Source organism: Pseudoalteromonas sp. NZS127_1, from assembly GCF_015864295.1.
Taxonomy (GTDB): Bacteria; Pseudomonadota; Gammaproteobacteria; order Enterobacterales; family Alteromonadaceae; genus Pseudoalteromonas; species Pseudoalteromonas arctica.
This window is the reverse complement of sequence record NZ_JADYXO010000007.1, coordinates 33980-46860: the sequence shown is the minus strand read 5'-3', so window position 1 is coordinate 46860 and position 12881 is coordinate 33980. Positions and strand designations below refer to the sequence as shown.

11 protein-coding genes are annotated in these 12881 nt (G+C 39.6%); 2 read left to right on the top strand and 9 right to left on the bottom strand.

Annotation, left to right across the window (positions count from 1 at the left end; translation table 11 throughout):
• Positions 1-2 precede the first annotated feature (2 nt).
• Positions 3-2246, bottom strand: coding sequence for a carbohydrate binding family 9 domain-containing protein (locus I6F50_RS08530; protein ID WP_197175933.1), 2244 nt, complete (start codon positions 2244-2246; stop codon positions 3-5).
• Positions 2247-2382: 136 nt separating this feature from the next.
• Positions 2383-2706 carry a ferredoxin FdxA gene (fdxA, locus tag I6F50_RS08525; protein WP_002958626.1) on the bottom strand — a complete coding sequence of 108 codons (324 nt, stop codon included), beginning with the start codon at positions 2704-2706 and terminating at the stop codon, positions 2383-2385.
• 194 nt (positions 2707-2900) lie between these two features.
• Between fdxA and I6F50_RS08520 the strand changes: the two genes are divergently transcribed.
• Together I6F50_RS08520 and I6F50_RS08515 are read left to right on the top strand one after the other, a co-directional pair.
• On the top strand, positions 2901-4508 hold the full coding sequence (locus I6F50_RS08520) for an NAD(P)/FAD-dependent oxidoreductase (protein ID WP_197175932.1): 1608 nt from the start codon (positions 2901-2903) through the stop codon (positions 4506-4508).
• Positions 4509-4603: 95 nt separating this feature from the next.
• A complete protein-coding gene (locus I6F50_RS08515) occupies positions 4604-6103 on the top strand; it encodes an amidase family protein (protein ID WP_197175931.1) in 1500 nt (499 codons plus the stop codon).
• Positions 6104-6134: 31 nt separating this feature from the next.
• Here I6F50_RS08515 and I6F50_RS08510 read toward each other — a convergent pair whose 3' ends face one another.
• From I6F50_RS08510 to I6F50_RS08480, 7 genes are all read right to left on the bottom strand, one after another.
• Positions 6135-7439 (bottom strand): DEAD/DEAH box helicase, encoded by a 1305-nt coding sequence (locus tag I6F50_RS08510; protein ID WP_002958629.1) that lies wholly within the window; start codon positions 7437-7439, stop codon positions 6135-6137.
• Positions 7440-7529: 90 nt separating this feature from the next.
• Positions 7530-8759, bottom strand: a complete 1230-nt coding sequence (locus tag I6F50_RS08505) for a beta-ketoacyl-ACP synthase (protein ID WP_197176015.1) — start codon at positions 8757-8759, stop codon at positions 7530-7532.
• Positions 8759-9484 carry a 3-oxoacyl-ACP reductase FabG gene (gene fabG / locus I6F50_RS08500; RefSeq protein ID WP_007580797.1) on the bottom strand — a complete coding sequence of 242 codons (726 nt, stop codon included), beginning with the start codon at positions 9482-9484 and terminating at the stop codon, positions 8759-8761. Before fabG ends, I6F50_RS08505 begins: the two co-directional genes overlap by 1 nt.
• The gene (locus I6F50_RS08495) at positions 9481-9936 is read right to left on the bottom strand and encodes a hotdog family protein (protein WP_197161306.1); all 456 of its coding nucleotides are present in this window, start codon (positions 9934-9936) and stop codon (positions 9481-9483) included. Before I6F50_RS08495 ends, fabG begins: the two co-directional genes overlap by 4 nt.
• On the bottom strand, positions 9929-11098 hold the full coding sequence (locus I6F50_RS08490; RefSeq protein ID WP_197161309.1) for a beta-ketoacyl-ACP synthase: 1170 nt from the start codon (positions 11096-11098) through the stop codon (positions 9929-9931). Before I6F50_RS08490 ends, I6F50_RS08495 begins: the two co-directional genes overlap by 8 nt.
• Positions 11095-11655, bottom strand: a complete 561-nt coding sequence (locus I6F50_RS08485) for a DUF3261 domain-containing protein (RefSeq protein WP_007580804.1) — start codon at positions 11653-11655, stop codon at positions 11095-11097. The genes I6F50_RS08490 and I6F50_RS08485 overlap by 4 nt, the downstream gene beginning before the upstream one ends.
• Positions 11643-12881 carry an NAD(P)/FAD-dependent oxidoreductase gene (locus I6F50_RS08480; protein WP_197161315.1) on the bottom strand — a complete coding sequence of 413 codons (1239 nt, stop codon included), beginning with the start codon at positions 12879-12881 and terminating at the stop codon, positions 11643-11645. The genes I6F50_RS08485 and I6F50_RS08480 overlap by 13 nt, the downstream gene beginning before the upstream one ends.

The window sequence follows — 12881 nt, the reverse complement described above, 5'->3', positions numbered from 1 at the left end:
ATTTAAAGCTGCCATGCATAGCTAACTTTTGTAAAAAATGTACGCTGATCTCGCTCAATATTTTTAAGAGAATCGTCTTGGTAACCTCTATCTGAGTAACCCAAATAAAACAGTGTTTCCGCATTAATTTTATATGAGTAAACAAGCTGGCTGCCGTAGTCTTTATTGATTTGACTAACTTGATAAAAGTAGGCGTTTTCGTCTCTATCAATGTCTTCAAATTGTAAAATTAATTTAAGAATTGAACGCATGCTAAATTTATAATGAAGTCTAAAATCAACTAAGTTAGCAGTAAATACGCGATCCCCTTGCGGGTTATCTAATTGACTGTAGTTATGCTTTACATCGAGCTGCCAATGGTCGTTAATGTCCCACACCACTTGGGTTTGAGTGTCAAACGCGTCGCCTAATTGCTCATTTGCATAATCAATGCGGCTAGCGTATTCAATATATAACGAAAGCTTTAAATCTTTAGAGGGTTTAAAGCCCGTATAAATAAAACCAATATTTTGATTATAAAAATTGTCGTTATAGTTTTCATAGCGGTGCACTAAACCAATTTCAAAAATAGATTGCTTTTGGCCTTTAAAGCTTAAAAAGCCTTCGTATTCTTCTTCAAGTAAGTCGCCGTTTTGCGCCCACGTTTTATCCCAGTCAGCTTCGTATGACCATGAGGTAAGTAAATCAGATTCATCTCTGTACCATGTTTGTCCGCCACCAAAGCCTACTTTTTCATAATCAACTTTAGCTTGATAACCTAAATCGGTGCGGTAGTCCTGCCCAATATTTTCATAAGATGCAAATAATTTGTAATCACGTTTATCGCGGGTAAGTTCCAGGGCATATGCTTCATCTGACTGAGTTTCAGATAAGTTATAATTTTGAATTAAAAATTCAGAGTTACGTGTATCAGCAGATGATACTTGATACAAAAGAGTATCCGATTGATTAAACCAGTAGCTACCATCCACTGATAATACAGTGTTGTGATAGTCATCACTTTCTCTGTGCGTGCTTGAAAGGCCAATAGTACCCTGCTGACCTAGGTCATATTGATAACGCCCTGCGGCAGCATTCGTTTTTTCGTTTAAGCTTGCAAAGCCAGAGCCCTGATTCGTTGGCAGTAAAATATTACTATTGTCGTCATCAGCGAGCATTAACGCATAACTATGATCACCCGTTTTACCCGTTAATTTTGCACCTAAAGTAGGCTCTGCAATTGTACGTGTATATAAAAGCTCAAATAAGCTGCTTTTAAAGTAAGAAGCTCCATCTAAAAAGAAAGGACGTTTTTCAGCATAATAAATAGAAAAGGTTGTATTTACATCGAGCTCTAAAGAGTCTGTTTCTACTTGCGAAAAATCTGGGTTGATAGTCGCATTTAAAACAGCGTCCTTGGTTAAACCCCAGCGCAAATCTAAGCCCACTTCGGTATCTATATCGCCATTATCCCAGTTACCCGGTAATTCAGATTTATTATCGTTACGAAGTGCTGTCAATGTAGGTGTTAATTGAATATTTTTACTCGATTCAATATCGCTAAAACCCACTAACTTATCAAACTGACAAAGGCTACATTTTATATTTCTATCAAATCCCATATTTGATAGCTGATATAAAACATCACGTTGGTAGTTTCTCATGACTGAAAAACCCCACGTTAGCTCTTTTTTATTTTCAGGAAAACGCAGTGCTTTAAAAGGAATACGCATTTCAACAATGTAACCTTTGTCGTTAATTTGTCCTGCGCTATCCCAAATAGCATTCCATGAGGTATCAGAACTCCATCCATCGGTGTCGGTCATTCGTATATCGCCTTGTGCACCAAGGGGATTTACATGAAATTCATAACCACTGCGTTCATCATTAAATGTATCAATAACAAGAATGACTACGTCGTCTTCCCATAGCGTATCGCGATCACGAAGTGATGCACGAATTTGTTCAGGGTTTGGATCCTCTGCAATGAAGGCAACATATAAGTTTGTGCCATCTTCGTAAATAAAGGCATCAGTTTTTACAGGAGGTGTGCCTTTTTCGTTAGGCTCATCTTGGTAGAGTAGAGGTATACGTGTCGCATTTTGCCAGTGCGCTTCATCCATAACACCATCAATAGTGATATTTGAATCAATACGAGATAAGGATACTTGCTGTTTACCAGCCGCTACATCAAGGCTTGAGAGTAATAAAACGCAACTTAAAAATAGGAAGGTAAACTTTTTTATTATAATTATAAAGTACTGCATAAACATCCATTTAGACTGTAATTACTCATAGGGAGTAACTTAAGCTGGGGATTGTAATTTATCCAGGTACATTTGTTAATACTTTGAAATAAAAAATTAACTATTTAATGATAAAGGAGTAACTAATTGTTACGTATTATGTTTCGAGTAGTTTAAGTTTATCGTCTATACCATTCCATACATCAGCGTCCTCTGGTGCAGGTTTAACCTCTGTAATGCGCGGCCAGACCAGTGCAAGTTCAGCATTCAATTCAGTAAACTCTTTTTGAGATTCTGGTAATTCATCTTCTTGATATATAGCATCAGCTGAACACTCAGGGACACATAAACCACAATCGATACAATCAATCGGGCTAATTGCTAAAAAATTAGGGCCTTCAAAAAATGCATCTGCCGGGCACACTGATACGCAATCGGTGTACTTACATTTTATACAATTTTCGGTGACTACAAACGCCATACTATTTTAATACCTAAGATTTTAAACAACAGTTGTGGATCATACCCATCCACTCCAAAAATACAATAAATAAGTGCCATATCACCCTATTTTAACGTAAAATACGCGCCTTATGTTTGCACACCCGTTGTGCCCTGCATCCCCTTATTGTGAGCGGTAATAATACCCCGCTATGACACCTAAAAGAGATATAAATGATACGTTTAACCGAAATAAAGCTGCCACTTGATCATGACGAAGATGCAATTGGTCAAGCAATTGTAAATAAACTAAAAATCCAACCAGAACAATTGCACAGTTTTAATGTGTTTAAGCGTGGTTATGATGCACGTAAAAAATCAGCTATTTTACTGATTTATACACTCGATATAGAAGTTGATAACGAAGCCGAGCTACTCGCGGCATTTGAAAAAGACCAACATGTAAAAGTAGCGCCAGACACAAACTATAAATTTGTAGCCCACGCCAGCGAAAATATAACAGAGCGCCCTGTTGTGATTGGTTTTGGCCCTTGTGGTTTATTTGCAGGCTTATTACTTGCTCAAATGGGCTTTAATCCCATTATATTAGAGCGCGGTAAAGAGGTACGTGAACGTACAAAAGACACGTTTGGCTTTTGGCGTAAACGCACACTTAATACCGAATCAAATGTACAATTTGGTGAAGGTGGCGCAGGTACATTCTCAGACGGTAAGTTATACAGCCAAGTAAAAGATCCAAAACATTACGGTCGTAAAGTCATTACTGAATTTGTAGAAGCAGGCGCACCCGATGAAATTTTATACGTAAGTAAGCCACACATTGGTACGTTTAAACTTGTCACCATGATTGAAAAAATGCGCGCTCGTATAATAGAACTAGGCGGCGAAATTCGCTTTAGCACACGTGTTGACGATATTCATTTAGACGACGGGCAAGTAACAGGTTTAACGCTTTCAAATGGCGAGCAACTAAACACTCGCCATGTTGTATTAGCCGTTGGTCACAGCGCACGTGACACGTTTGATATGATCCACAAAAAAGGGATTTATGTTGAAGCAAAGCCATTCTCAGTCGGTTTTAGAATCGAACATAAACAATCAATGATCGATGAATGTCGTTTTGGCACAAATGCAGGAAACCCAATTTTAGGCTCTGCCGATTATAAACTTGTTCATCATTGCGACAATGGCCGCACAGTTTACAGCTTTTGTATGTGCCCAGGTGGCACAGTAGTCGCTGCAACCTCTGAAGAGGGCCGCGTTGTTACCAACGGTATGAGCCAATATTCACGAAGTGAGCGCAACGCTAACAGCGCTATTGTGGTAGGCATATCACCGGAGCAAGATTTCCCGGGTAATCCGCTTGCTGGAATAGACTTACAACGTAAACTTGAAGAGCAAGCGTATGAGCTTGGTGGTAGCAACTACGATGCACCAGCCCAGTTAATTGGCGACTTTTTGAAAGGTAAATCATCAGAAAACTTAGGTGAAGTACAACCCTCTTACACACCCGGTATTAAGTTAACTGACTTGAGTAAAGTGTTACCACAATTTGCTATTGATGCTCTTCGCGAAGCGATACCAGCGTTTAATAAACAAATTCGTGGCTTTTCAACTAACGACGGTTTATTAACCGGCGTTGAAACACGTACTTCGTCGCCTATTAGTATTAAGCGTGATAAAACATTCCAAAGTATTAACACCAAAGGGCTTTACCCTGCAGGTGAAGGCGCAGGCTACGCTGGCGGTATTTTATCAGCGGGTATTGATGGTATTAAAGCGGCTGAAGCGGTCGCACTGTCTATGCTAGAAAACGCTTAAACCTCTTTTTTAAGCTGTTTATCGAAAAGCCTCACTTTGTGAGGCTTTTTTGTGCTAAATGTATAGAAAATAATAACACCTTAAGCACCTCAATAATGATAAAAACATTTACCTTTTCGTTGCTTAGTGTATTGGCAATTTTTAACGCTAAAGCACAAGAACTAAAAACCATCGATGAAATTCACAGTGCATATAAAAATAATTCTATTAATGCACAGCAACTCACCCAAAATTATATAGACCGAATTAATAAACTTAATCCACACTATAATGCGGTTATTAGTTTAGAGCCTACAGCGATTGCTCAAGCTAAAACGTTAGATGAACTTGCCGTCAATGGAACTTGGGCTGGGCCATTACATGGAATACCTGTACTTCTTAAAGATAATATAGAAACTAAAGGCACACTTCCTACAACGGCTGGCTCTTTAGCACTTAAAAATAACGTTACTAATAATGATGCTTTTGTTGTTAAACAACTACGTAATGCGGGCGCTATAATTTTAGGTAAAGCTAATTTAAGTGAGTGGGCAAATTTTCGTTCATCCTATTCATCTTCAGGCTGGAGTGCCGTAGGCGGACAAACACATAATGCGCACGATGTAACACGTAACCCATGTGGTTCTAGCGCAGGTTCTGCTGTTGCGGTAGCACTTAACTTTGCGCCCATAGCATTAGGGACTGAAACAGACGGTTCAATTACGTGCCCAGCTTCAGTAAATGGAGTTTATGCAATAAAACCGAGTATGGGCCAAGTATCACGCTCAGGTGTTGTGCCTCTTTCAAGTAGCCAAGATTCAGTAGGGCCGATGGCGCATTCTCTTAAAGATTCGCTGCTGGTTTTATCTGTTTTGCAAGGTGAGGACTCCCTTGATGCAACAACTACAGGGTTTGAATTAAAAACAGGTAATATAAAATCAAAATCGTCACTTATTATTGGTGCACTGCCTAGCGACAAATTTACAGTTGAAACGCAGCGCCTTTATGCCAAGCAGTTACAAGCATTACAACAGGCTGGACACACTGTTATTAATGTAGATATTACTGATAACTTAGATACGCTATTTGTTGATGAATACTATATTTTACTTTATGACTTCAAAGCCGAAATTAATCACTACCTCGCAAGCACTCCAACACAAGTGGCTGTTAAGAGCCTAAAAGCACTTGTTAATTTTAATATTCAAAATAAAAAAACAGAAATGCCCCATTTTGAGCAAGATATCCTAGTTCAATCGCAGGCTATTGATTTAACTAAAAAACAAAAATACCAAGAGACTAAAGAACGCTATCGCACTTTAGCAACGACAGCCATTGTTAATGTATATAAAAACAACAAGCTTGATATTGTTATAGCGCCTACAGTATCCCCCGCCTGGAAAACTGACTTAGTTAATGGTGATAATTTTAATGGCAGTAGTAGTTCGTTATCTGCTATTGCTGGCACAACGCACATAACCCTACCGGTCGGCAAAGTAAGTGGTTTACCGGTTGGTTTGTCCATAATAGCAAATAAAGAGGACGAGCAAGCGGCTTATTTATACGCAAACATTATTGATGAGGTGTTATCACCAGGCACAAAAAAACCTGAGTAAACTCAGGTTTTTTTAAACTAAACGGCGTTAACTATGATTTTTTAAGTGACAGTTTTTCGCCTTTTAAGCTTTTACGAACGCTTGAAATACGTGAGCGATTTACTGCTCTCGCTTCACCGGTTGCTTGTCCTGATAACTTGTTAGAACGTGTACGGCGTAAATGCGCTGGCTTTTTACCAATTTTATCAATTAGCACTTCGCGATTACTTACTTCGTAACCTTCTAAATATACACGTTTGATTTTTTGACCGATTAACGTTTCAATTTCAAATAATGTATTTTCTTCTTCGCGGCTAACAAATGAGATTGCTTGGCCTTGGCGACCAGCACGACCTGTACGGCCAATACGGTGAACGTAATCTTCTGCAAGCCAAGGTAAATCAATATTAATTACACGAGGTAAGCCATCAATATCAATACCACGAGCAGCGACTTCTGTAGCCACTAATACGCGTACCTTGCCTTCTTTAAATTCACGTAAAGCACGACGACGGTTACCTTGAGATTTATCACCGTGGCAAACGCCTGCCGGAATACCATCAAGGTTAAGCTCTTTAACAAGCTCATCAGCTGTTTCTTTCATGTTTACGAAGACAAGCACTTGTTGCCAGTTTTTCTTACCAATCAATTCAGAAAGTAGCTCTTGCTTACGACGCTCTTCTACTGGGTAGACAACATGCTCAACCGTGCTTGCTGTACTGTTAGTTTGATCAACACGCACTATTTCAGCTTGTTTCAATACTTTAGATGCAAATTGTTTAATTGCTGCAGGGAATGTAGCAGAGAAAAGTAAAATCTGGCGCTCTTCTGCACAGCTTTTAATAACGTTTTGCATATCTTCAATAAAGCCCATATCAAGCATACGGTCAGCTTCATCAAGAACAAGGTGCTTAACACTTGCAAGGCTTAAGTTACCTAAACGAATATGATCAAATAAACGACCTGGCGTTGCAACAACAATATCTACACCTTCTTTTAAAGCATTTGCTTGGCCGGCAGTGCTAACACCACCAAATAAGCTAACGACTTTAAGTGATGTATGCTTTGCAAAATCTCTAAAATTATTTGCAATTTGTTCTGCAAGTTCACGTGTTGGAGCAAGTACTAATGCATGAGGTGCATTAGTTGTGCTGAGTTCAGACTCAACCAATTTTTGGATGATAGGTAAAGCAAACGCGGCAGTTTTGCCGGTACCAGTTTGTGCACTGGCTAAAACGTCTTTACCTTTACGAACAGCAGGAATTGCTGCGCGCTGAATGGGCGTAAGGGTGTGATAGTTAAGTTCGTCCAACGCCTGGATGATTTCAGGAGCGAAACTAAAAGATTTAAAATTCATGCTGTATAACCTACGGCCACATTATCAAGGGTCGCAAATTATACAGTAAAAACGAGCTAACAGTTAGTCATAACTTATCTTTTAACGTGTTTAATCTACTTTATAGCGTTTAAATATTAAAGAGGTGTTAATACCACCAAACGCAAAGTTATTACTCATCACGTAATCGGTATTAATCTCACGCCCTTGATGCCTTATATAATCAAGCTGAGCACATTCGTCATCAACGTTATCTAAATTAATTGTTGGTGCAAACCAGTTATCAGCCATCATATTAATGCTTGCCCATGCTTCTATTGCACCACAAGCACCTAATGTATGCCCCAAATAACTTTTTAACGAGCTAATAGGTTTGCTGCCCAATGCTTTAAACGTTGCGTGAGACTCGGCAATATCACCTTTATCTGTTGATGTACCATGAGCATTAACGTAACCAATTTTTTCTGGTTCTAAATTGGCATCTTGCAGTGCCATTTCTATCGCTAGTTGCATTGTTTTTGATGTTGGTTGAGTAACGTGCTGTCCATCAGAATTACAACCAAAACCAACCACCTCAGCTAATATTGTTGCTCCGCGCGCTTTTGCATGTTCGTATTCTTCTAAAATAAGTGTACCCGCGCCTTCGCCTATCACTAAGCCATCGCGATTTTTATCAAAAGGTCTTGGTGTTTGTTTTGGTGTTTCATTTTTTGTAGATGTTGCATAAAGCGTATCAAATACGGCGGCTTCAGTAATACATAACTCTTCAGCTCCACCAGCCACCATTATTTTTTGTCGGCCAAACTTAATCGCTTCATAGGCGAAGCCTATTCCTTGAGATCCCGATGTACAAGCAGAGCTTGTTGTTATAACACGCCCTTTTAAACCAAAAAACACACCAACATTTACAGGGGCAGTATGCGCCATCATTTTAATGTAACTCGTGGCTGTTACACCTGACATCGACCCCGTTTCCATCATATTTGAAAAGGCGAGTAGTGGCTCAGTAGAGCCAGTAGATGAGCCATACGCTATGCCCGTAGAGCCATCTGTTAGACTTTCGTGCTCGAGTAATTTGGCTTGTTCAAGTGCGCATTCAGTAGCACGAGTTGACATAAGTGACACTCGCCCCATTGAACGGACTTGTTTTCGTTTGTAATGACTTGGTCGCTCAAAGTGTTTAACTGGCGCGGCTAAACGAGTATTGAGGTCGTCAGCTATATCCCACTCTGGCATAGTAACAACAGCATTTTCGCCTTTAATTAAGGCTTGTTTGAATTCAGACCAATCATCGCCCAATGCAGTGACCACCGACATCCCTGTTACAACAACGCGTTTAATCAAACCATGCCACCATTAACCGAAATCACTTGGCGTGTTATGTAAGCTGCATCATCAGACATTAAAAAAGCGACTGTTCCCGCAACTTCTTTAACGCTCCCCATGCGTTTAAGGGGTATCATTTTCATCATTTCATCAATAGGTAATTCATCAGTCATCGCGGTTTCTATTAAACCAGGTGCCACACAATTAACTGTGATTTTGCGTTTTGCCAATTCTAATGCAAGTGCTTTAGTGGCCCCAATAATACCGGCTTTTGCTGCACTATAATTTACTTGTCCTCGGTTACCTGCAATACCTGACACCGATGACATTGTAATTATTCGCCCACCTTTACGGCTTTGTACCATAGGCATTACAGTTGGGTGTACTACATTATAAAACCCATCAAGGCCTGTACGTATTACACAATCCCAGTCTTCCCCTTGCATAGCAGGAAATGCCATATCGTTAGTAATACCTGCATTACACACCACGCCATAATAAGCGCCATGCTGAGCTATATCTTCTATTATTTGTGCTTTGGCCTGCTCTCTGTCACATACATCAAATTGTAATAAACTGGTGGCTCTACCTAATGCATTAATTTCATCGCATGTTGCTTGAGCTTGCTCAACACCCGCTCTGCAATGTACTGCAATATCAAACCCTTGCTCAGCAAGTTTTAACGCAATAGCTTTACCAATACCACGGCTTGAACCCGTAACTAAAATTCTTTTTGTCATTGATTTTCTCTTATAAATTCCAACGGGTTTTCAGGCTGAAATACATTGATTTTTGCTTGGCAAAGTAGAGTTTCACACGCGAGTATTTGGCATTCAAATACACTTAAACCTGACTCTTCTTGATATAGCTTTTTCACTTCAATAGTCAGCTTACTGCCGTTTTTAAAACACGGTTGATAAGTTTGATATTTTCGCGTGCCAATTAAAAAACCAATTTTTACAGGTTTATTTTCATCATTCGCTAACGCACCAGCGTAAGCGGCAATAGACTGCGCCATGTACTCAACACCAATATAGCTAGGTACGCCGTTAATTACAGGACTAAAAAAAGGGCTTTGCTCAGTGATAGTAACGCCGCATTGAGCTTCATCTTCGCTGTGTGTTAAAAGGCTATCTATTAAAATCATAGGCGCATCATGCGGGACTACTTGCTCTATAGGGTAATTAGTCAACGTTAACTCCCAATATTAAGCTGGCATTATTACCGCCAAACGCAAATGAATTAGATAAGCAGTATTTAAGAGCGGGCTTAAACGCTTGTTTTATTATTTTTATATCAGCCAAATCACTGCCTTCTTTAATCGCATTATACGGCAGCATATGTTGGCCGCTGTCTTTTAATAATAACCAACATATACCGGCTTCAATGGCACCTGCAGCACCAAGAGTATGCCCTGTTAAATGCTTACTTGAGCTAAGCGGGGTATTGTTGCCAAACACGCGATTAATTGCAAGTGCTTCCATTTCGTCATTTTTTACAGTAGCCGTACCGTGAGCGTTAATATAATCAATATCACCACAGGATAACTTTGCGCTTTTTAGTGCTTTTTCCATTGAGGCTTGGGCGCCCATCCCATTAGGATCGGGGGCTGACATATGATGCGCATCTGAGCTTTCGCCACTGCCTAGTAACATAACGCCGTTATTTGTTATTGGCTTATTTTTAGTCATTACAAATAAAGCGGCCCCTTCACCAATATTAATGCCGTCTCTGGTGCTAGAAAAAGGCTGGCATAAACCCGAGCTTAAAGAAGCGAGCGAGTCAAAGCCATTAATTGTTAATTGGCACAAACTATCCGCACCACCACAAATTACCACATCGGCTAAATCAGCATTTAGCAAAGCTCGGGCGCTAATTAACGCTTTGCTACTCGACGTGCACGCAGTAGAAATACTGTAACAAGGCCCTAGAGCCCCTATTTTATGTGCAATATAATGAGCGGGTGTTGCTAACTCTTGATCACTGTAACTAAAGTCATCAGGCCAGAGTTTTGTACTTTCATAGCTTTTACGCGCTCTTTCGCCATCATGAATACCTGATGTACTAGTACCCATTACAATTGCGATACGCGACTTATTAATATGCGAAAGTTTATCTAAGGTTGGCTTAATCTGCTCTAAAGCTAGATCAATAAATGTATTGATACGTTTATTATTTGATAAAGCAATAGACTGAACTTGCCCGACATACAGCGGAGTTTGCTCAGCACTTAAACTTTTATTTAAAGTTAATAAAGGAGTTGCAGGGTTATATTTATTTAAGCTTGTTGTGGTTGCATCTTGGCCTATGCCCATCGCACTCACAATGCCTAAATCATTCAGCCAATATGTCACTGTTCTACCTTTTTAAATGTTATTTGATACTGATGTAAAATATTGTTCAACGTTGTCGACTCATCACTATAGTCAATGGTGATAAATGTACCCTCATCGTTAAATACCTGCCGATTAGAGCCAACCTGCTCTATTAAAGCACCCTCTAACTGCTTTTGTAAAAATGCTACTGGCCAATGTACTAATGCAATATCCGCCAAAATATAATGAGGGTCTATCCCTTCTACCGCCAGCATATTTCGTGTTTTTACTGGGCCATTTAAAGGTTTTTCAAGCTCCATAATCGGAAAGCCTTGCACTGTCATTAACAATAACTTAATTGCACCTTTGTCATTTATAGCTAATTGGGCAAATACAGTGTGTGTTTTTTGCTGATTCGTAATATACAAAACATGCTGCCAAGACTTATCAAACATTTGTGCTGGCACGCTATTAATATTTAATTGAATATTAGGTGATAGATACACTCTATTTTTAGATGCTGTAAAACTCGTACATGCGCTCAATACAGCAAATATAAATACACTACACACCGCATACTTAATTAATTTTGACATAACTGAGCCAACACATTTAAACGGCGTTCACTTTGTGCAACAAATGGGTTATTTGTATCCCATGCGTAACCCGCTAAAATAGCACTAATCATTTCTCGCACCTGAGTATTTTGTTCAGAGTAAAATATCACATCCTGAAAACGCGTATCGTACCACCCTGTTACAAATGTTCTAAAACAATCGACCCCAGCTTGTAATGGCTGTGCGTAGTGAGCGTCAAAATCGACGACTTCGTTTTTTAAATAGCGATCAACAAGTGGGGCAATTAAATTTGCAGATTTGAGTGCAATTGTTACACCTGATGAAAATACCGGGTCTAAAAATTCCCCCGCATTACCCAATAAAGCAAAGTGCTTACCATATAACTTACTCACATTTGCCGAGTAGCCTTTTATATTTTTTGCTGGAGTTAATAACTCACGCTGTGCTAATAGTGTTTTTAAATAAGGGTCTTGCTCTATAAATTGATTTAGTAAATCGCTAGATTCATCATCATTAAAACGCTCTGACTGGGCCACAACCCCAATACTCGCAGTACCATCACTAAAGGGAATAAGCCAATACCACACGTCTGAATATTGAGGGTGTACGGTAATCAAAATTTTATTTCGATCGAAGCTTGTATCACTAATATTGTCTTTAAAGTGACTAAAATAAGCGCTTCGAACAGGAAAGTTAGAAGGAAGCTCTAAATCTAACAATTTTGGTAATACACGCCCAAAGCCACTTGCGTCCAATACAAATCGGGCATTAACGCGATAAGCTTGCTGCTGTTCATTGTGTACCACTAATGATGCACCATTTGGCTCATCACAGTAGTCAACCACCGTGTGCTTATATCTGATTTCTACGCCTTGTCCTTGTGCTTTGTCTGCTAATAATTTGTCAAAGTCGGCTCTTTTCACTTGATACGTAGTGCCTGGGCCTTTAGTAAATTTTTCAGTGAAATTTATAGTTGTATTTTGCCCTGCCCGATGAAAAGCAGCGCCATCTTTAAACTGAAAACCTAAAGCCGCTGCATTGTCATGTAGTGTATCGATTAAACCCGCGTCTTCTAAGTACGCCATACATTGCGGCAGTAAGCTTTCACCAATTGAAAAACGTGGAAACACCTGCTGTTCAAGTACCAGTACCCGCCATCCCTTTTGAACTAAAAGACTACTAGCCAATGCACCCGAAGGCCCAGCGCCAATAACAACAACATCGTACTGCTCAAGGTTATTCAA